Consider the following 21,134-nt stretch of genomic DNA (forward strand, 5'->3'; position numbering starts at 1 on the left):
GAGAAAGAAAAAGAAGACGGGAAAGCAGGAAAGGGAGAATCGAGATGACCCCCTTTGTGCATTTGCATGTGCATACGGAATACAGTTTGCTCGACGGGGCGGCACGAGTGGAGAAGCTGGTGCAGCGAGCCGCAGAGCTGGGAATGAAAGCGTTGGCTGTGACGGACCATGCCAATTTGTATGCGGCTGTCCCCTTTTACAAGGCCTGTAAAGAAGCGGGGATCAAGCCGATCATCGGGATGGAGGTCTATGTAATAGAAGGAAACCTTCAGGATCGGGTCCGGAGTGCGCCGCCGCCCAGCCATCTGGTCTTGCTGGCAGAAAATCAGGAAGGGTACGCCAATCTTTTAAAGCTGGCCACAATCGCAGGCACGGATGGTCATTTTATTTTGCCCCGTTTGAATAAAGAGGCGCTGGCGAAGCATAGGCAAGGCTTGATCGCTCTTAGCGGCTGCAGGGAAGGAGAGGTGGCCAGAGCTCTGCTGTCTGGCGATGCGGAGGAGGCCAAACGGGCAGCTTTGTGGTACCGGGATGTATACGGCCCGCAGCATTTTTATCTGGAGCTGCAGGATCACGGGCTGGAGATCGAGCGCCGCCTCAATCAGCGCCTGCTCAGACTCGGTCATGAGCTGGGACTGCCGCTCGTGGTCACGAACAACGTCCATTACGTCTACCAAAAGCAGCACCGCGAGCATGATATTTTGCTGGCGATCGGACAGGGAAAAACGGTCGATGAAGAAAACCGTTTCCGCTACGAGACGGACCAGTACTATCTGAAAAGCGGCGAGGAGATGGCCAAGCTGTTTGCCCATGTGCCTGGTGCACTGGCCAATACGGTAGAGATTGCGGAGCGCTGCCAATGGGAATTGTCGTTTGGACAGCACATCCTGCCGAAATATCCGCTGGAGGAAGGACAGGATCCGACAGCATATTTGCGCGAGCTGTGCGAGCGGGGCTGCATCGAGCGTTACGGGACGATGACGGATGAAATCCGCGAACGGCTCGATCATGAGCTGTCCATCATTACCCGCACAGGCTTTACGGACTACTTTCTGATCGTGTGGGACTTCATGCGTTTTGCTCATGAAGCAGGAATCGCGACGGGACCGGGAAGGGGATCGGCGGCGGGCAGTCTGGTCGCCTACGCCCTCAAGATCACGAATGTCGACCCGATTGCGTTCAACCTCTTGTTTGAGCGGTTTCTCAATCCCGAGCGGGTCACGATGCCTGATATCGACATCGATTTTTCCGTGGAGCGGCGGGATGAAGTGATCCACTATGTAGCGGACAAATACGGACGTGACCGCGTTGCCCAGATCATTACCTTTGGAACGATGGCCGCCCGTGCAGCGGTCCGCGACACAGGCAGGGCGCTGGGCATGTCGCTGGCACTGGTAGACCGCGTGGCGAAAATGATCCCGCAGTCGCCGGGAATGACGATCGACAAAGCGTTCCAGCTCAATCCGGACCTCGGCAAGCTGTGTGCGGAAAATATCCAGGCACGCCAGTTGATCGAGACGGCCAAGGGAGTAGAGGGGCTGCCGCGTCACGCCTCCACGCATGCGGCGGGAGTGGTTATTGCCCCTGAACCGTTGACTGCGTATGTCCCGCTGCAGACAGGCAGTGAAGGCTTGGCCCTGACACAGTTTCCGATGGAGGATTTGGAGGAAATCGGGCTGTTGAAAATGGATTTTCTCGGCCTGCGCAACCTTACCATTATTCAGGAAGCGCTTCGGCATTTGCGCCAGGCTGGCGTAGACGTGGACCTGGAGAACATTCCGCCGGACGATCCGAAGACATTCCAGATGCTCAGCCGCGGAGAGACGACCGGTGTCTTTCAGTTGGAGTCGACCGGCTTTCGCAATGTTTTGCGGGACCTGAAGCCGACCGGACTCGATGACATCATCGCCGTACTGGCACTGTACCGTCCGGGGCCGATGGAGATTATCCCGCAGTACATCCGGGCCAAACACAAAGAGAGCTCCGTTCAGTATGCTCATCCCGATCTGGAGCCGATTCTGAGGGAAACGCATGGCTTCATGATCTACCAGGAGCAGATCATGCAGATTTCCTCCCGACTGGCTGGCTTTAGTCTGGGCGAAGCGGATATACTGCGGCGCGCCGTGGGCAAGAAAAAGCGGGAGCTGTTAAACGAGCAGCGGGAAAAGTTCGTCGCCGGCTGTATCCGCCAAGGCTACGGGGAGAAGCTTGGCCACGAGATTTACGATTTGATCGTCCGTTTTGCCGATTACGGATTCAATAAAGCCCATTCCGTCGCCTATGCGATGATTGCCTATCACATGGCCTATCTCAAGGCCAACTATCCGCTCGCGTTCATGGCTGCCCTCCTTTCGCTGTCCATCGGCAGCCAGACGAGAATTGCGGAGTACACGGAGGAGGCGCGCCGCCTGCATTTGCAGGTATTGCCGCCTGATGTAAATGAAAGCGAGGCTTACTTTACGGTTAGCCGCGATGCCATCCGCTTTGGCCTTGCAGCCGTCAAGAACGTCGGCTACGGAGCGATTGAATCGATTGTGCGGGAGCGGGCAAAACGGCCGTACCGCGACTTGTTTGACTTCTGTGCCCGGGTGGACGGACGACTGGTCAACAGGAGGGTCGTCGAATCATTGATCCTTTGCGGCGCGCTGGACTCGCTGCCGGGACACCGGAGCCAGTTGATGGTGCTCCTGGACGAGGCGATGGGCAAGGCGACAAGCAAGCGAAGCGAACGGGATGCCGACCAGCTCAACCTGTTTGCCGGAGACAGCGAAGCGGATTCCCTCCGTCAGCCGTCGGAATATCCGGAGGTGCCGCCTTTTTCCAGCAGCCAGCAGCTGAAGGAGGAGCGCGATCTGCTCGGCGTCTATCTGTCCGGCCATCCGCTGGATCAGTATTCGCATCTCTTCAACCGGCCAGAGGTGCACGCCGTATCGGCTCTGTCCGAATGTTCCCGGGAGCAGACCGTCAAGATCGTCGGCATGATTACGGAGGAAAAGCGCATCCAGACCAAAAAAGGGGAGCCGATGGCGTTTCTCATGCTAGAGGACAAGACAGCCCAGGTGGAGACCGTTGTCTTTCCAAAGGTGTATGCCAAATACGCGGAGCTGTTGAAAAAAGAGCAGGTCGTCGTAGCAGAGGCGCGGATCGATCATCAGGACGACATCGTGAAGCTGATTGCCAACCGCTTTTGGGATGCCGCCTCGCTGCCCAAGCCATCCATGGAACCCGTGTTGTTTGTCAAAATATCGGCAGAGCAGGAGCATGATTCGACGCTTCACAGCCTGCAGCGCCTTTTTGTCGAAAAAAGAGGTACGATTCCCGTCGTTCTGTACTACGAGGGGAAAAGACGGACAATTCGCCTTCCGGATGCCATTCGGGTAGAGGTGGACGAGTCATTTTTGGAGCAAGCGCGAGAAATTGTGGGACGTGACAGCGTAATTCAAAAAGAATTGCCCGTAAACGGGGGAGGATGACCAAAGTCCTCCCTTTTTTGCCGATTTCGAGAGGTTTACAGGAGAAACGGTTTTGCTATAATGAGAACATAATTTAAAAAAGTGGTCTGACCACTAAGCGCAGGTTCAGTATAGATAGCCCAAACATACATACAAATGAAGAATGGAGTGGTACTTGTGTCCAATTTACGAGAGGAAGCACTGGAACTTCACAGAAAACATCAGGGGAAACTGGAGGCTGTAACCAAGGTGCCGGTGCGCAATGCGCACGATCTGAGCCTGGCATATTCCCCAGGTGTTGCCGAGCCTTGCAAGGAGATTTTCGACGACCCGGCGAAAGTATACGAGTACACCATGAAGGGAAACCTCGTAGCCGTTGTCAGCGACGGTACAGCCGTACTCGGACTGGGCAATATCGGACCTGAGGCCGCTATGCCGGTTATGGAGGGCAAGGCGGTCCTGTTCAAGTCGTTCGCAGGCGTTGACGCGTTCCCGATCTGCCTGAATACAACCGACGTGGACAAAATCGTCGAAACTGTAAAAATGCTGGAGCCGACCTTTGGCGGGGTAAACCTGGAAGACATCGCGGCGCCTGCCTGCTTCGAGGTAGAAGAGCGCCTGAAGCGCGAGACCAATATCCCGATCTTCCACGATGACCAGCACGGTACGGCAATCGTTACTGCTGCCGGTCTGATCAATGCCCTGCGCGTTGTCGGCAAAAAGCTGGAAGAAATCCGTGTCGTAGCCAACGGGGCCGGGGCAGCGGGGATCGCCATCATCAAGCTTCTGTTGTCCATGGGCGTGAAGGAAGTCATCATGTGCGACACCAAAGGCATCGTGTACGAAGGCCGTACGTTCGGCATGAACCCGATCAAGGAAGAAATGGCGAAGATCACCAACCGCCAAAAGCTGGAAGGAAATCTGGCTGATGCGATGAAGGGCGCTGACGTATTCATCGGCGTTTCGGTAGCCGGCGCTGTCACGCCGGAAATGGTGAAATCGATGAACCGCGACGCGATCATCTTCGCGATGGCAAACCCGACTCCCGAGATCATGCCGGAAGAGGCGAAAGCGGCTGGGGCGGCTGTCGTCGGTACGGGCCGTTCCGACTTCCCGAACCAGGTAAACAACGTACTCGCATTCCCGGGCATTTTCCGCGGCGCGCTCGATACGCGCGCAACAGCAATCAACGAAGAGATGAAGCTGGCAGCCGTTTACGCCATCGCCGACCTCATCTCGGCCGAAGAGCTGTCTGCGGACAAGGTAATTCCGGCTCCGTTTGACCCGCGCGTGGCTCCACAGGTAGCTGCGGCCGTGGCAAAAGCGGCGATGGAGACAGGCGTAGCTCGCCTTTCCGTCGATCCGGAGGCGATCCGCCAAAAAACGGCGGCGCTGACAGCCATTTCCTATCAAAAAGCGTAAATTGCGGACGTCATGTGACTAACACCCTCCGGGACAAAGCGATCCTTGGAGGGTGCTTCACCGAAGGCAATCGGGGAGGAGGAGCGAAAGGATGCTTGATTCGCTACAGGAGAGAAAGGTATACGAAGGCATTCTCCTGCAAATCCATCAGATCGTTCAAGAAAAAAATTTGCGTCCTGGTGACAAGCTGCCCTCCGAGCGGGAGCTGTCCGAGCAGCTGGGTGCCGGCCGTTCGTCTGTACGCGAAGCGCTGCGGGCATTGGAACTGCTTGGCCTGATCGAAACCCGCAGGGGAGAAGGCACCTTTTTAAAGCATTACCGTCACAACCGCCTGATTGATATTCTCGGCTTTTTTATCCTCCGGGATTACAAAACGAAAAAAGATTTGATTGAGATGCGCCAGGTCCTGGAGCTGGATGCGGTTCGGATGGCTTGCCGCCGGGCTACCGCGAAGCACTTTGAAGAAATGGAGCGGATCCTCGCTGCGGCAGAGGAGCGGATCGAACAGGGAGAAATTCCGACTGAAGAGGATTACCAGTTCCACCGCGTTATCTGCCGCTCCAGCCGCAATTCCATCCTCCACCGGATTTGGGCGCCGCTTGTGGAATACAGCGATTCTGTCCGCAGTGAATCGCTCTCCCGTGAAGGACGGGCCAGATCAGCAGTAAACGAGCATCGTCAGATCATGGAAGCGATACGAGCAGGAGACGAGGAGCAGGCTGTAGAACGGATGAGAAAGCATCTGGAAAACTCCAAGCTCTGACTTCTCCCGGCCCGATTTGCGGCAGTTGCTGGGGCTGTGATATGATGATGCAGACCTGTATTGGACGATCAAGGAGGAAGCCACCATGTGGACGGTCATCTATATCGCTCCCAGCGAAAAAATCGCGGAACGGATACAGCAACGATTGACAGATGAAGGATTCCTGGTAAAGGTTCGCGAGGCGAAGGTCTCCAAACAGTACGAGATTCTCGTCCCCGGGAGCGAGGTACACGAAGTCCAGGAAGTACTCGGCACGATCCTTCACTGAAGGGAAAGGTGAGGTGTAACTGTGCTTAAGGATCTCTTTGGTAAAAAGCGCAAATTTGCTACAGTCCCCTCGGAAACAATATCGCGTGGAACTCCCCAGGCTGACGGCGCTGTCGAAGCCGTCACAAAAGGCAAGGAAGTTCCCGAGGGACTGATGAATAAGTGTCCGCATTGCGGAACGATTCACTACTCCAAGGACCTGGAGAAGAATCTCCGCGTTTGCAAGGGATGCCAGTTCCATTTTTCGATGTCGGCGCCGGAGCGCATTGCGGCATTGCTTGACGACGGCGTGCTGACCGAAGAATTCGACACGGATTTGGTGACAGCCAACCCGCTTGGCTTCCCAGGCTACCTGGAAAAAGTGGAAAAGGATATGGAAGCGACGAATCTGAAAGAGGCGATCATGACAGGCGAAGGGCTTCTGGATGGGCAGCGCGTCATTATCGGCGTAATGGATTCGCGTTTTCGCATGGCCAGCATGGGCTCGGTCGTCGGTGAAAAAATTACGAGGGCGATCGAACAGGCTGCAGAGCGCAAGCTCCCCTTTATCCTTTTTTCGGCTTCAGGCGGTGCGCGGATGCAGGAAGGCGTGCTCAGTCTGATGCAGATGGCGAAAACAAGCGCGGCATTGGCAAAGCTGGACCGGGAACGCCAGTTGTTCGTGTCTGTCCTGACCAACCCTACTTACGGGGGTGTCTCTGCCAGCTTTGCTTCCCTTGGCGATTACAATATTGCCGAGCCTGGAGCGATGATTGGCTTTGCCGGCAGACGCGTAATTGAGCAGACAATCCGTCAGGAGCTGCCAAAAGACTTTCAAACAGCCGAGTTCTTGCTGAATCACGGGCAACTCGATATGGTTGTGCATCGCAAGGACATGCGCTCGACGCTATCCAAGCTCGTTGAGATGCACACGATTCGGGAGGGAGTATAAAGATGGCGAACGAACTTCCCTTTGAAAAACCATTGGTGGAGTTGCAGGATAAAATCAAGGAATTGCGCAGGTTCACCGAAGAAAAAGGGATTGATTTTTCCGAAGAAGTAGCGCGGTTGGAGCAGAAGGCCAAGGATTTGGCCGAACAGATCTACGGAAGCCTGACGCCGTGGCAGCGCGTACAGCTCGCCCGTCACCCGGAGCGACCCACCACATTGGACTACATTGATCATATTTTTACTGATTTTCTGGAAGTGCACGGTGATCGTTTATTCGGAGACGACCTGGCGATTGTCGGGGGCATTGCCAAGCTGGACGGACGTCCGGTTACCATTGTCGGGCACCAAAAAGGCAAAGATACAAAGGACAACATCAAGCGCAATTTCGGTATGGCCCATCCCGAAGGCTACCGCAAAGCGCTCCGCATCATGCAGCAGGCCGACAAATTTGGCCGTCCGATCATCTGCTTCATCAACACCTCGGGGGCGTATCCGGGGAAAGCGGCGGAGGAGCGGGGGCAAAGCGAAGCGATTGCCCGCAACCTGTTGGAGATGGCGAGATTTCGCGTGCCGATCATCTGTGTCGTGATCGGTGAAGGCGGCAGCGGCGGAGCTTTGGCGATCGGAGTGGGGAACCGCGTCTATATGCTGGAGAATTCCTATTACTCCGTGATCGCACCGGAAAGCGCGGCGGCCATTCTGTGGAGAGATGCCAGTCTGGCGATGCGCGCGGCGGAAACGATGAAGATCACGGCTCCCGATCTGAAGGAGCTGGGAGTTATCGAGGACATCATCGAGGAGCCGTTTGGCGGCGCTCACCGCGATGTGATGCTGCAAGCTTCTCTCGTCAAGGCCAAGCTGCTGGAAGGGCTGAAACAGCTAGAACAGCTCAGTCCAGAAGAATTGATACAGGATCGTTACGAGAAATTTAAACAGATCGGTTCTTACGCCTCCCTCTAAAATGGGGGGCGCTTTTTGCTTTTTTCTGTCGATAAAATCTGATACAATCGTATTCGTAACCGGGACTTGTCAGATCTTTCTAAAAGTATAGCACATTGCTCCCGTGAGTGTAACAGATATGTCCTTGTGACTAATACAGCGTGTAAGAAAGGGAATATCGTACATACTGTTTTGGTTTCAAGGCATCCTAATGACGGAAAGAATGGATGAGGTGGTTTCCATGCAGAAAATTGCAGTTTTAACCAGCGGCGGGGATGCACCCGGCATGAACGCAGCCGTGCGCGCAGCAGTCAGGCGAGCCGCGTACCACGGGATTCAAATGTATGGCGTGTATCATGGCTACGAGGGTTTGATGTATGGCGATATACAGGAAATGACGCTGGGCTCGGTCGGTGATATCATCCACCGCGGCGGAACCATCCTCTATTCAGCGCGAAGTGAAGAATTCAAGACCGAAGTCGGGCAGCAAAAAGCGGTGGATCAACTGAACAGACGCGGAATCGAAGGATTGATCGTCATTGGCGGTGACGGTTCCTTCCGGGGGGCCCAGAAAATGTCCGAAAAGGGTGTCAGGACAATCGGTATTCCCGGCACAATCGACAACGATATCCCTTGCACGGACTTCACCATCGGTTTTGATACCGCATTGAATACAGTTGTCGAAGCCATTGACAAGATCAGGGACACAGCCACATCGCATGAGCGTACCTACATCATTGAAGTGATGGGCAGGGATGCCGGAGATATTGCCCTGTGGGCAGGTCTCGCAGCCGGGGCGGAGTCTATTTTGATCCCAGAAGCGGAGAATGATATCGAGGATATCGTAGAGCGGCTCGAATCGGGACACCGCCGCGGGAAAAAACATACGATCATCATCGTGGCAGAAGGCGTAGGCAGCGCGAATTATTACGCTGACGAGATCAAAAGGCTGACCGGCCTGGAGACGCGTGTAACCGTGCTTGGCCATATTCAGCGGGGAGGCTCGCCGACTGCATTTGACCGGATGCTCGCCAGCCGAATGGGAGCTGCAGCGGTCGATCTGCTGATCGAAGGAAAACGGGACCGCATGGTAGGCATTCGCAACAATGCGATCGTCGACGTCGATTTCCAGGAAGCACTTTCACAAAAGCATCAGCTTGACTTATCCATCTATCAATTGGCACGTACGCTCTCCATTTAATCGGGAGCACATAGCTTAGGAGGGACTTCTTGTGTTACGTAAAGCAAAAATCGTTTGTACCATTGGACCTGCCAGCGAATCAGTCGAGACGCTGAAAAAACTGATTCACGCAGGAATGAACGTAGCTCGGCTAAATTTTTCCCACGGCTCGCATGAAGAGCACGCCGCGCGCATCGTGAATATTCGCCGTGCGTGCGAGGAGACAGGCAAACAGGTAGCGATCCTGCTGGATACCAAAGGGCCGGAGATTCGGACAGGCACACTCGGTGTAGACTCTGTCGAGCTGGTCGAAGGGAATCGGATGATCCTGACGACAGAGGAAGTGGCAGGCACAGCCGAACGCGTCTCCATTACATATGCGGAGCTTCCCCGCGACGTAAAGGCTGGAGACACGATCCTGATCGACGACGGCTTGATCGGACTTTTTGTAGAAAAAGTAGAAGGCAACGAAATTGTGTGCGAGATCAAAAACGGCGGTACACTGAAGAGCAAAAAGGGTGTCAATGTGCCCGGCGTCAAGATCAATCTGCCGGGCATTACGGAGAAGGACGCACAGGATATTGTGTTCGGCATCGAGCAAGGCGTAGATTTTATCGCAGCTTCGTTTGTCCGCAAGGCATCGGACATTCTGGAAATCCGCGAGATTTTGGAGCGTCATCATGCCAAAATCGACATCATCGCCAAGATCGAGAACCAGGAAGGCGTAGACAATGTCGATGAAATTCTCGCTGTTGCCGACGGCTTGATGGTGGCGCGCGGCGACCTTGGCGTCGAGATTCCGGCAGAAGAAGTGCCGCTCGTACAGAAACAGCTGATCAAGAAATGCAACGATCTGGGGAAACCGGTGATTACCGCTACCCAAATGCTCGATTCCATGCAGCGGAACCCGCGTCCGACAAGGGCCGAGGCAAGCGATGTGGCGAACGCCATCTTTGACGGCACCGACGCGATCATGCTCTCCGGCGAAACGGCAGCAGGGAAGTATCCGGTCGAGTCTGTGGAGACGATGAACCGGATCGCGGTCAGAGCGGAACAAGAGCTGAACTACCGGGAAATTCTGTTTGCTCACGCGGTGCAAAAACAGGTGACGATCACGGACGCCATCAGCCAGGCGGTGTCAAATGCGGCGCTGGATCTGGACGCGGCAGCGGTGATTACGGCTACCGAAAGCGGACACACTGCCCGAATGGTGTCCAAATATCGTCCGAAGGCCCCGATCGTGGCGGTCACTCCGCATGAGAGCGTCATGCGCCGACTGGCCCTGGTCAACGGTGTGTATCCGGTGCTCGGAACAGTAGCCAATACAACGGATGAGATGCTGGAGCTGTCCGTGCAGAAATCACTGGAGGCCGGCTTCGTTCGCCACGGCGATTTGGTCGTGATTACGGCAGGCGTTCCGGTACGGGAGGTCGGAACCACCAATCTGATGAAAATCCACGTAATTGGCGACATTGTAGCGAAAGGGCAGGGAATCGGCCGCAAAATCGTGAGTGGCAAGGTTGTCGTTGCCCGTTCGGCTGCTGAAGCATTGGAAAAGACCGAAGCGGGGAGCGTTCTCGTGATGATCGGGACAGACTCCGATATGGTGCCTGCATTTGAAAAAGCGGGGGCAGTTATTACGGAAGAGGGAGGACTAACGTCCCATGCCGCAATCGTCGGGTTGAACCTCAACGTACCGGTCATCGTAGGCGTCAAAAAGGTTACGGACTTGCTGAAAGACGGTCAAACCGTGACTGTTGATGCAGAGCGTGGCCACATTTACACCGGACATGCACGCGTACTGTAGGAACTAGGCAAAAGTGTTTTCCATATAATGGGGAGAGGGTGCCGATATGTACCCTCTCTTTGTCGTGCTTGTTGTCTATCTTCCGCTGGTAGTCTATAGGAGAAAAGTATGGTTTGTTCGAGGCGGGAGTGAGTATTTTGTGTCGCACGCTTGTCCAATTAGGAATATGTTCCTATCGGACGAGGGGTGCCAATCACAATTTTATCTGGTAAAATTGGATTTTCGCCTGCTCTTGATCGTCTGTCAGCAAAAGCTTGTCAAGTCCTGTTTTTTGCGGAAAACACAATATATTGTGTTGTCGAAAAATCTTTCGCACAATATATAGAAAAATCTATTGTGTTTTTGGGGGAAACATAGTTAACTAGAAAGAGAGATTGCAAGACAAGATGTGGGCACAAGCGCGTAGCTACGGACAGGTACATCGGACGTAGTTTGGCTATATCAGAAGGAGGAACCGAAATGCTGGCAACAGAAACAAGAACCCGTTTTCTGCGGGATGATTTCCTGAATCAATACCCGGATTTTCCGTTACATATGAACCCGTTGGGGCAATTTGTCTACTATCGCACCTACTCCCGGTTTATCCCTGAGCTCGGCAGACGCGAGACGTGGAAAGAAACCTGCCGTCGTTCGATCGACTACAATATGAAGCTGGCTTACCAGCATATGATTAAAATCGGACTCACCCCTGATCTGCGTGAATTGGAGACAGAGGCCGAGGGTCTGTTTGACAACATGTTCAACCTGAAGCAATTCCTGTCCGGACGCACACTTTGGGTTGGCGGCGCGGAAAATGGCGTAGCCGATCTGTATCCGCTGGCCAATTTCAACTGCTCCTTCCTGAACATCAAATCCTGGGAAGATTTGTGCGACCTCTTTTACCTGCTGCTGGTGGGAACAGGAGTGGGCTTCAAGTGCACAAAGCAAATGGCTGAAGGCTTGGCTCCGATCCGGACGAATGTCACTCTGCTTTCTTCCGAGTACAAGCCGCTGCCGATGCATCAGCGACTGGAGCGCTCCGAGCTGAAGGTGCTGGGGAACGGATACGCCAAAATTTACGTTGGCGACAGCAAGGAAGGCTGGGTCGAATCGCTCCGCCACTATCTGCATATTTTGACCGACCCTGCATATGAGCAAATTCATACTGTCAAGATTTCCTATAACAGCGTACGGCCAAAAGGCGAGCGCCTGAAGCGTTTTGGCGGAACTGCCAGCGGCCATGAACCGCTTCGCGAAATGTTCGAAGGCATCGACAAGGTGCTGAAAAACCAGATTGACGCTTCCCTTGATCCGATCGAAGTCGACGAGAAAGGCTACGGCAAGATTCGCCCGATCCACGTCCTCGATATCGGCAATCTGATCGGCGCAAACGTCGTTGTGGGCGGCGTTCGCCGTACGGCAGAGATCTTCCTGTTCGACCACGATGACTATGAGTGCCTGTTTGCCAAATACGGCATCAACGGCTTCTGGACAGAGCAGCAGATCGCCCATCACCAAAAAGTGGGAGAGCTGCTCGGCGACAAAAAGCCTTCCTGGTTTGACAACATCCAAAAGGTGGGCGACGGCCGTTTCGGTCTGGATCACCGCCGCATGTCCAACAACTCGATCGCGTTCAACCAAATGCCGAGCCGCGAGTTCCTGCATCTCGTATTCACGATGATGCAGCTGGAGGGCGAACCGGGCTTCGTCAATCTGGAGGAAGCCAACCGCCGCCGTCCGAATGCGGAAGGCCTCAATCCTTGCGCCGAAATCCTGCTGGACTCTTACGGCGTGTGCAACCTGACGACTGTCAACCTGGTCCAATTTGTAAAAGAGAGTCCGGACGGCTCCAAATACCTCGATCTGGACGGACTTCTGGATGCACAGCGCAAATCGGCACGTGCCGGCCTGCGCATGACTCTGGTGACGCTCGAATTGCCTCACTGGGATGTCGTTCAACAGCGCGACAGACTGCTGGGAACCTCTCTGACAGGCGTCAAGGATGCGATCGCATCGCTGGGATATACGGAGGAACAAGAAGTCGAGCTGCTCCGCCTGCTCGGCAATGCAGCCCGCGAAGAGGCCGACCGTTATGCATATGAGCTGCGAGTCAACTCGCCGCTGCTGGTGACCACAGTAAAGCCGGAAGGAACGCTCTCCCAGGTAGCTGGAGGCGTGTCCAGCGGTCTGCACTGGTCGCATTCTCCGTACTACATTCGCCGGATTCGGATCAATGCCGAAGATCCATTGGCAAAAGCGGTTCAGACATTGGGCTGGACGGTTCATCCCGAGGTGGGGACGCCTGGGGAAACCCATGAGGAGCGCATGGCTAATGCCCGTACGCTGGTAATCGATTTCCCGGTTGCTTCCGGTGCGCGCGAGACGAAAAATGAAGTAAACGCCAAACGCCAGTTTGACACCTACTTCCGTTTCCAAAAAGAGTACACGGAGCACAACTCGTCCAACACCATTACCGTCCGTCCAGAGGAGTGGGACGAGGTAGAGGAGATCGTCTACAGCAATTGGGACAACTTCGTCGGGGTATCCTTCCTGCAGCTGGACGGAGGAACCTATCAACTGGCGCCTTACGAAGCGTGCACGAAAGAACAGTACGAAGCGCTCAAGGCGAGCATGAAGCCGTTTGATCCGGCGATTCTGCAAATGTTCGAAAGCGGGGGAGACTCCGATCTTTCGACGGCAGATTCTTGCGAGACAGGGGCTTGCCCGATTCGTTAATCGCATACATGGATATGAAGAAACCGGAGCCAGAACGGCGCAATCGTTCTGCTCCGGTTTTTGCTATTGCGGTGCGGCTGTCGGTTCTTCCATCCGGTAGATCAGCTCATAGGGGGACAGCCGAAACATCTCCAGGCAGATAGAGCCTTTTGTCAGGGCGTCGAGCGTACGGCTGGCCAGTTGGGGACGGGTGATGTATTCATGCAGGTTTTCCTCTGTCAGTTTGACAAAACGGACATCTGTGGTCTCCTCCGATGTCTGCAAGCAGCCCCCGATGGCGACTCCGCGAAAGCCGACAGCGACGATGGCGCTGCTTACGTTGTGATAGACTCCGGTGATGCCCGTGAGCCGGGCTTCGATGCCGGATTCCTCTCTGATTTCCCTGATGACAGCATCCAGCAGACTCTCGCCGACCTCTACCTGTCCGCCGGGCAGCTCCCATGTATCCTGACGATTTCGGGCCTTCACCAGGAGGACCTCGCCGTCGTCGTTCGTGATATAGCCGAAAGCTGCCACGATGTGCTTGGGCGGGTTGTAGGTGCTGGCAGGAATCAGGAAGTCCTGTTTGCATGACAGGTACAACGGTTCGAGGCTGTTGCGCTTTTCTTGAGCCAGGCGATGCAGTTCGTCAGACTTGACAGCGTTCTCGATTCTTTCATACGCTTCCATGCTGTCGTACTCCCAGATGGCAGTCACTTCGTCGCCGCGCTCTGTCGACCATCGTCCGACCAGCCGGGCACCGTGCTTGAGCTGGGCAGGGAGCAGGTATTCTTGGAAAAATGACTGAAATGCCGCTTGTCTGGCTGGATCAATTTGATAGGTACGTCGGCGGTACAGCATTTGATCCCTTCTCTCTTTTTCTATTTTTTCCAACTGTATGATAGACGCAACAGTGCAAAAACCGTTTCCCGGATGGAGCCGCCGGGTTGGGAAAGAAGCGGAATGACGAAAGGGCGACGCCGATAATCGAGTCGGCAAAAGAAGTAGAAAAGGTGTTGTCTGTGATACAATAAGGATAGAAAGGGGCGATCGCGTTGAACTCGACTGTTTATACGCATCGGATACGTGTTCGGTACAGTGAAACGGACCAGATGGGAGTGGTCTACCATGCGAACTACCTCAATTGGTTTGAAGTGGGACGGACTGAATTTATTCGCGAGACTGGCGTGACCTATCGGAGTCTGGAGGAAAAGGGAATCCTTTTGCCCGTTACAGACGTCTCGTTATCGTATAAGCAGCCGGCACGGTACGATGACTGGGTGGAAATCAGGACGCAGCTGGAGGAGCTGTCTATGGTCCGATTGACGTTCGGTTATGAAATATACCGGGTGGCTGACGAACAACTGCTCGTTGCAGGCAAGACCAAGCATGCGTTTACAACGATGGAGATGAAGCCGATCCGGCTGGCCCGCGTGGTGCCGGAGGTATACGCGCTGCTGGAAGAGCGGTGTGCTGGGGGGAAATAGCCATGCTTTTTCGCATATTGCTTGTTCTGTTTATCGTCGTTCCCGCGGTAGAGCTCTGGGGGCTGATCGCGGTCGGAAAGGTGATCGGTCCATGGTATACGATCGCGCTGGTGATTTTGACCGGCTTTGTCGGAGCGTGGCTGGCCAAGCAGCAGGGGCTGCAGGTCATGCGGATGCTCCAGCTGCAGCTCTCCCGAGGCCAAATGCCTACAGAGACCCTGATTGACGGAGCGCTGGTGCTCTCAGGCGGGATTATGCTCTTGATGCCAGGCTTCTTTTCCGATGTTGTCGGAGTCATTTTCCTTGTTCCCTATACACGGATGATTATTCGCCACTTCATAAAAAGATGGCTGTGGTCGCTGATCTCTTCCGGGCGGGTTCATTTCTTCTTCCGGCGCTGACATCATAAAAACAAGCAAAAAAGGAGGCCGTCGCCTCCTTCAGGCTGTCGAGAAACCCCACAATATGTTGGAGTTTCTTCTTTCATAACAATAAAATTGAGCACGAAGTGCTGGAAGTCTTAGATAGCACCACACCTAACATGCCTTTGCAAGGTGGAGTGCTATCTTTTTTATATTTTGAACGGTTGCTGTCAGCAACGCTTGCTCTTGGACATTTTCACGTCCGCGCAACCTACAATAGCGAAGTCCATGCAGTTCTTTGGCATCTGCAAAACTTCGCTCTATCGTTTGGTATCTCAACCTGTATAGGTATTTTCCTGACTTACTTAAGCGGTTCTGTCGAACCCATTCTTTACTCTCTTCCCATACATGCCTGGTTATCACCTTTTGGTGATTTTTTGACCGTGTACACATAGTGAGCATCGGACATGCCTTACATATTTCTTTATTTGACTTATACATTCTGTATCCGTTACGGTCAGTTGTCGAATAAGCAAGCTCATGTTTTTGGGGGCAAATATAGACATTCTTTTCGGGATCATATTTAAACCGCCATTTGGCGATAAGGCCTTTAACAGGTGAAAAAGCTCGATGGCCAATGACGGCAAAGATATTTAGATCGTGCAGAGCCTTGCAGATTGGAGTAGTTAAATAGCCAGCATCCAATGCAACGGCTTCAATGGTATCTGTAAACCCAAACTTCTCAATTTGGTGTTGTAGCCGATCTACATAAGGAACAGAATCATGAACGTTACCCGCAGTCACGTGTACATCAGTTATGATATTGTACTTATGATCGACTGTCCGATGATCGAGATAGAAAAAGCCTTCAGGCTTTCCGTCACGAACCATGTAACCACTGTCCGGATCAGTAGTACTCACCTTGATTTCCTTTTCTTCCTTCACATCCTCTCTAGGCTTCAATCCTTTTTTCCGTGTGCTTCACGGTCTTCATTAATGGCTGCTTCTAAATCACTAAGGTAGGCTCGACTAGATTTTTCAATAACATGCTTCTTAAATTTACGTTTGTTCGCATTTGCTTTCAGATGAGTGGAATCACTTATCAAAACACGTCCGCCAACCATGCGATGTTGGATAGCAAGGCGAACGATTTCATCAAAAATCTCTTGGAAAACATTTGTGTTTTTAAAACGAGTTCGACGATTCCAACTGATGGTAGTGTGGTCTGGAACTCGATCTGTTAGTGAAAGGCCAAGAAACCAGCGGTAAGCGATATTCGTCTGAATTTCCTTTTCGAGTTGTCTTTCTGACCGGATACCGTAAAGGTATCCAATGAAAATCATTTTAAATAAAACCACCGGATCAATGGCTGGTCTACCGTTATCTTCACAATAGTATTGGCGTACTTTTTCTCGGATGAAAGAGAAGTCTACATGCTTTTGAATAACTCGTAGCAAATGGTCCTCCGGGACCAACTCATCAAGGCATACAAATTCATATTGCATTTGTTGCTTTTTTTCATTAGAGGAAAGCACAATAATCACCCGCCAGTAAATGTAATTACAAGAATATTATAACGCATTAACGCGGTGTCGTCATAAAATACAGGGAAATAAAAATGGCTGTCGACTTTCTCGACAGCCTGAAGGAGGCCGTCGCCTCCTTTTTCTTACGTTTCGGTCCCTTTGATGTACCTCCAAATATCGGTAAATACTTTCGCCTTTACAAGCGCGTTGATCAACACCAGGGAAACAGGCCCGATGATGAGGCCGAGAAATCCGAAAATCTGCAAGCCGACGAACAGAGCGACCAGCGTTAGCAGCGGGTCCAATCCGACGTTTTCGGCAACGACCTTTGGCTCGATAATCTGCCGGAATATCAGCACGACTCCGTACAGGATCGACAAGCCGATGACCAGACTGTAGTTCCCTTTGAAAAACAGGTAAATGATCCACGGGATAAATACCGTCCCTGTGCCAAGGTACGGCAGCAGATCAACGAGACCGGTAATCAGTCCGATCGTGACTGCGTATTCGACCCGCAGGATCAAAAGGCCGATGATGACGATGGCAGCTGTCAACGAAATCAACGTAAGCTGGGCTTTGAGGAAGCCGAACAAAGCGGCTTTCAGATCCTTGAAAATCTCGTCAAGCCGGTTGTTGACGCCGTTTGGGAGAAGCTTTCTGAAGCGCTCTTCCCACAGGAAGAAATCCTTGGCAATGAAAAATGCGCCGAGCAAGGAAATCACGAACACTGTCGCCAGGTTCGGCAGCGACACGAGGAAGTTTTTCAAGCCATCGAGAAACTGCACAATGAGCTGCTGTCCAGCTTGCGTAATCGATGTAATTCCCTGTCTGATCGTGTTGTCCAATTTATCCTTGTACGCAAGGTCCAGATGCGAGTAGAACCATTGAATCTGCTCATACAGGCCGGTCAGAAAATCCTGGGAAATCGTCCGCTGCAGGTATTGAGCAAGCTCGTTGGAAAATCCGGGAAGCTTTCTCGCCAATTCTCCAATCTCTACGACTGTCTCGGTGATGACGAGCGTGACGACGCCGCCGGAAATCGCGATTAAAAGAAGGAGGGCGATCGTTACGGACAGCCACCGGGGGAACTTGGCCTTTCTGGTCAAAAACGTCACAGGCCGATGAATGACAAGTGCGATGACTAAGGAGATTAGAAATGGGTACAGTAAAGGTGATGCGAATACAATGAGCTTGAAGCCGAGATAAATGACAAGGCAAACCCATAAAAACCGAATGATTTGAAAGAGGCGTTCAACCCAGTTATGCCGGTTCAATAGTACTCTCCTTTCTATCCACGGAGGAATAGAGAGATGGATTCGTTGTTTTCATAAATGTTTCCAGGCGGCTGTCCCTCCGATCAGCGTGAAAAACGATCGTGACCGCTTTGTAACTATTATGCAGTATGCTGGTAGGTGCAAGCAAGCTTTGCCATATACACCGGCTTTTTTGCATCTTGTACATTTATCATTCACAAAATCGCAATAATCTTTTATAATTGTGTCGAATTATGGTTGGATTCTTTTTATAACCATGCAGCAGCAGGACCCGTGGGTCTCTCCTCCCTGATATACGCGTTTTTTATAAAAGCGAATGATTATGTAAGCCGATTTGTCAATCATTCATGTGCGGAGGGTGGTCGTAAAAGGAACCACCAGGACAATTTCATATAGCTTAGAGTGGAAAAGGAGAGAGTTACATGACAGCTACTCGCGGACTTGAAGGCGTGGTCGCCGCTCAATCTTCGATCTGTTCGATTGTCGATGGGGTACTTTGCTATGGAGGTATCAACATCGACGAGCTCGCTGAAAACGCTACCTTTGAAGAGGTTGTGTACCTGCTCTGGCATGGAGCCCTACCGAAGCGCGATCAGCTGGATGCTTTGAAAAAGCAACTGGGCGAAAATGCTGCGGTACCGAAAGAGGTAATCGACAGCATTCGCGCCTATCCAAAAGGCGTACACCCGATGGCGGCGTTGCGCACAGCTGTCTCTTCGCTAGCGCTCTACGACGCAGAAGCGCAGGACATGACTCCTGAGGCCAATTACCGGAAATCGATTCGCCTGATGGCTCAAACCCCAACCCTGATCGCAGCGTATGCACGTATGCGCAAGGGACTGGAACCTGTCGCTCCGAATCCGTCTTACGGGATTGCAAAAAACTTCCTGTACATGCTGACTGGTGCAGAGCCTACCGAAACCGCAGAAAAAGCATTTGACGTAGCATTGATTCTGCATGCGGACCACGAGTTCAACGCTTCTACGTTCGCAGCGCGTGTGACTGTAGCGACCTTGACCGATATCTATTCCGGTATCGTTTCGGCGATCGGCACATTGAAGGGCCCTCTGCACGGCGGAGCCAACGAAGCTGTAGCAGCCATGCTGGCAGAAATCGGTTCCATGGACAATGTGGAATCCTACATCCGTCAAAAGCTGGACAACAAGGACAAAATCATGGGCTTCGGACACCGCGTGTACAAAGACGGAGACCCGCGCGCGAAATGGCTGAAGCAAATGTCCAAAGCGCTCACCGCTCAAATCGGACGTCCAGAGCTGTATGAGATGTCCGTCAAGGTGGAAGAAATGGTGACTGGCGAAAAAGGCCTCAAGCCAAACGTCGATTTCTATTCCGCTTCCGTTTACACCGCTCTCGGACTGGAAAGCGATCTGTTCACGCCGATTTTTGCGATTAGCCGAATGTCCGGCTGGACTGCGCATATCATGGAGCAGTACGAAAACAATCGCCTGATCCGTCCGCGCGCCGACTACACTGGACCGGTCAACCAGCACTACGTGCCAATCGACCGCCGCTAATGACCCTTGCTATTCCGATCGTGGAGGAGGCGGCACCATAGCGGGCCCACACTCCTAAGCACCTGCTTGAGAACTACCACCGAGTGTGGTAGTTCTCCTACGTCTGGAAATATTTTTCTACCATTATTTTCCATATACTGGAGGGATTTCTTGTGTTTAAAAACTTGTCGCAGCCAACTTCTGGCCAAAAGATCACAGTAGATAACGGCAAACTGGTAGTACCGAACAACCCGATCATCCCGTTCATCGAAGGGGACGGTACGGGTCCTGATATTTGGAATGCATCTGTTCGCGTGTTGGATGCAGCCGTAGAAAAAGCATACAAAGGCGAAAAGAAAATCGCTTGGTTCGAAGTATTCGCAGGTGAAAAATCCTTCAACCAATACGGCGAGTGGCTGCCTGAGGATACCCTCACTGCTGTTCGCGAATACCTGATCGCAATCAAAGGCCCTCTGACTACACCAGTCGGCGGCGGAATCCGTTCCATCAACGTGGCGCTGCGCCAGGAGCTCGATCTGTACGCTTGCGTACGTCCTGTTCAATACTTCGATGGCGTTCCTTCTCCGGTAAAACATCCTGAATTGACAGATATGGTGATCTTCCGCGAAAACACCGAGGACATCTACGCTGGCGTAGAGTGGGCTGAAGGTACACCGGAAGTGAAAAAAGTAATCGACTTCCTGCAAAACGAAATGGGCGTGAAGAAAATCCGCTTCCCGGAAACATCCGGTATCGGCATCAAGCCTGTTTCCAAAGAAGGTACCGAGCGTCTGGTTCGCGCAGCGATCAACTACGCGATCGACAACAAGCGCAAATCCGTAACCCTCGTACACAAAGGCAACATCATGAAATTCACCGAAGGCGCGTTCAAAAACTGGGGCTATGCAGTAGCTGAAGCCGAATTCGGCGACAAAGTATTCACATGGGCGCAATACGACCGCATCAAAGCAGAAGGCGGCGACGCTGACAAAGCGCAAAAAGAAGCAGAAGCAGCAGGCAAAATCATCGTAAAAGACGTGATTGCCGATGCATTCCTGCAGCAAATCCTGACTCGTCCGGCTGAGTACGACGTAGTAGCTACACTGAACCTGAACGGCGACTACATCTCCGACGCGCTGGCTGCACAAGTAGGCGGTATCGGTATCGCTCCTGGCGCAAACATCAACTACCTGACTGGACACGCAATCTTCGAAGCGACTCACGGTACTGCTCCGAAATATGCCGGTCTGGACAAAGTGAACCCGTCTTCCGTCATCCTCTCCGGCGAAATGATGCTCCGTCACCTGGGCTGGAACGAAGCGGCAGATCTGATCATCAACTCCATGGAAAAAACAATTTCCGCGAAAACCGTAACCTACGATTTCGCACGTCTGATGGAAGGCGCAACCGAGCTGAAATGCTCCGAGTTCGCTGACGCCCTGATCAAAAACATGTAAGTGTAAAGTACCGAGCAAAAAGGCTTTCTGGGACCATTAGCAAACCAACAAAAAGCAATG

General features: G+C 52.8%; 16 protein-coding genes and 1 pseudogene. 13 read left to right on the forward strand and 4 right to left on the reverse strand.

Annotated elements, in window-relative coordinates:
- The first annotated feature begins 44 nt into the window (after nucleotides 1–44).
- The 9 genes from NST96_RS07825 (at nucleotide 45) to nrdJ (ending at nucleotide 13,475) form a co-directional block, all read left to right on the forward strand.
- On the forward strand, nucleotides 45–3,473 hold the full coding sequence (locus NST96_RS07825; protein WP_031932233.1) for a DNA polymerase III subunit alpha: 3,429 nt from the start codon (nucleotides 45–47) through the stop codon (nucleotides 3,471–3,473).
- 156 nt (nucleotides 3,474–3,629) lie between these two features.
- Entirely contained in the window at nucleotides 3,630–4,874 is a 1,245-nt protein-coding gene (locus NST96_RS07830; protein ID WP_003388007.1) for a malic enzyme-like NAD(P)-binding protein, read from the forward strand.
- A gap of 91 nt (nucleotides 4,875–4,965) precedes the next feature.
- Nucleotides 4,966–5,637 carry a FadR/GntR family transcriptional regulator gene (locus tag NST96_RS07835; RefSeq protein ID WP_003388006.1) on the forward strand — a complete coding sequence of 224 codons (672 nt, stop codon included), beginning with the start codon at nucleotides 4,966–4,968 and terminating at the stop codon, nucleotides 5,635–5,637.
- An 85-nt stretch (nucleotides 5,638–5,722) separates the two neighbouring features.
- On the forward strand, nucleotides 5,723–5,905 hold the full coding sequence (locus tag NST96_RS07840) for a hypothetical protein (protein ID WP_024983172.1): 183 nt from the start codon (nucleotides 5,723–5,725) through the stop codon (nucleotides 5,903–5,905).
- 21 nt (nucleotides 5,906–5,926) lie between these two features.
- On the forward strand, nucleotides 5,927–6,835 hold the full coding sequence (gene accD / locus NST96_RS07845) for an acetyl-CoA carboxylase, carboxyltransferase subunit beta (RefSeq protein WP_003388003.1): 909 nt from the start codon (nucleotides 5,927–5,929) through the stop codon (nucleotides 6,833–6,835).
- A 2-nt stretch (nucleotides 6,836–6,837) separates the two neighbouring features.
- Nucleotides 6,838–7,794 (forward strand): acetyl-CoA carboxylase carboxyl transferase subunit alpha, encoded by a 957-nt coding sequence (gene accA / locus NST96_RS07850; protein ID WP_024983173.1) that lies wholly within the window; start codon nucleotides 6,838–6,840, stop codon nucleotides 7,792–7,794.
- A gap of 220 nt (nucleotides 7,795–8,014) precedes the next feature.
- The gene (pfkA, locus tag NST96_RS07855; protein ID WP_251237812.1) at nucleotides 8,015–8,974 is read left to right on the forward strand and encodes a 6-phosphofructokinase; all 960 of its coding nucleotides are present in this window, start codon (nucleotides 8,015–8,017) and stop codon (nucleotides 8,972–8,974) included.
- Nucleotides 8,975–9,005: 31 nt separating this feature from the next.
- Nucleotides 9,006–10,760: a pyruvate kinase gene (gene pyk / locus NST96_RS07860; RefSeq protein WP_003387999.1), complete on the forward strand. Its 1,755-nt coding sequence runs from the start codon at nucleotides 9,006–9,008 to the stop codon at nucleotides 10,758–10,760.
- A gap of 459 nt (nucleotides 10,761–11,219) precedes the next feature.
- The gene (gene nrdJ / locus NST96_RS07865; protein ID WP_003387997.1) at nucleotides 11,220–13,475 is read left to right on the forward strand and encodes a ribonucleoside-triphosphate reductase, adenosylcobalamin-dependent; all 2,256 of its coding nucleotides are present in this window, start codon (nucleotides 11,220–11,222) and stop codon (nucleotides 13,473–13,475) included.
- Nucleotides 13,476–13,538: 63 nt separating this feature from the next.
- On the opposite strand, the gene NST96_RS07870 is transcribed toward nrdJ, so the two are convergent.
- Both NST96_RS07870 and NST96_RS07875 read right to left on the reverse strand, forming a co-directional pair.
- Nucleotides 13,539–14,027 carry an NUDIX hydrolase gene (locus NST96_RS07870; protein ID WP_031932235.1) on the reverse strand — a complete coding sequence of 163 codons (489 nt, stop codon included), beginning with the start codon at nucleotides 14,025–14,027 and terminating at the stop codon, nucleotides 13,539–13,541.
- 51 nt (nucleotides 14,028–14,078) lie between these two features.
- A pseudogene (locus tag NST96_RS07875) lies at nucleotides 14,079–14,315 on the reverse strand (NIPSNAP family protein); the annotation flags it as partial.
- A 194-nt stretch (nucleotides 14,316–14,509) separates the two neighbouring features.
- Here NST96_RS07875 and NST96_RS07880 point away from each other — a divergent pair.
- Together NST96_RS07880 and NST96_RS07885 are read left to right on the forward strand one after the other, a co-directional pair.
- Nucleotides 14,510–14,941 (forward strand): thioesterase family protein, encoded by a 432-nt coding sequence (locus tag NST96_RS07880; RefSeq protein ID WP_003387995.1) that lies wholly within the window; start codon nucleotides 14,510–14,512, stop codon nucleotides 14,939–14,941.
- Between the two features lie 2 nt (nucleotides 14,942–14,943).
- Complete coding sequence (locus NST96_RS07885; RefSeq protein ID WP_003387993.1) at nucleotides 14,944–15,342, forward strand: FxsA family protein; 399 nt, start codon at nucleotides 14,944–14,946, stop codon at nucleotides 15,340–15,342.
- 135 nt (nucleotides 15,343–15,477) lie between these two features.
- Here NST96_RS07885 and NST96_RS07890 read toward each other — a convergent pair.
- Both NST96_RS07890 and ytvI read right to left on the reverse strand, forming a co-directional pair.
- A protein-coding gene (locus tag NST96_RS07890; RefSeq protein ID WP_122958896.1) for an IS1182 family transposase occupies nucleotides 15,478–16,808 on the reverse strand; the annotation gives its coding sequence in 2 pieces (ribosomal slippage) (nucleotides 15,478–16,268 and nucleotides 16,268–16,808; 1,332 coding nt in all).
- A gap of 164 nt (nucleotides 16,809–16,972) precedes the next feature.
- Nucleotides 16,973–18,103 (reverse strand): sporulation integral membrane protein YtvI, encoded by a 1,131-nt coding sequence (ytvI, locus tag NST96_RS07895; RefSeq protein ID WP_003387992.1) that lies wholly within the window; start codon nucleotides 18,101–18,103, stop codon nucleotides 16,973–16,975.
- A 422-nt stretch (nucleotides 18,104–18,525) separates the two neighbouring features.
- Here ytvI and citZ point away from each other — a divergent pair, with 422 nt between their 5' ends.
- The gene (gene citZ / locus NST96_RS07900) at nucleotides 18,526–19,638 is read left to right on the forward strand and encodes a citrate synthase (RefSeq protein ID WP_003387990.1); all 1,113 of its coding nucleotides are present in this window, start codon (nucleotides 18,526–18,528) and stop codon (nucleotides 19,636–19,638) included.
- Between the two features lie 152 nt (nucleotides 19,639–19,790).
- Nucleotides 19,791–21,074 carry an NADP-dependent isocitrate dehydrogenase gene (gene icd, locus NST96_RS07905; protein WP_003387989.1) on the forward strand — a complete coding sequence of 428 codons (1,284 nt, stop codon included), beginning with the start codon at nucleotides 19,791–19,793 and terminating at the stop codon, nucleotides 21,072–21,074.
- Nucleotides 21,075–21,134 lie beyond the last annotated feature (60 nt).

It is taken from the genome of Brevibacillus sp. FSL K6-2834, assembly GCF_038592925.1.
In the GTDB taxonomy this organism is placed as follows: domain Bacteria; phylum Bacillota; class Bacilli; order Brevibacillales; family Brevibacillaceae; genus Brevibacillus; species Brevibacillus borstelensis.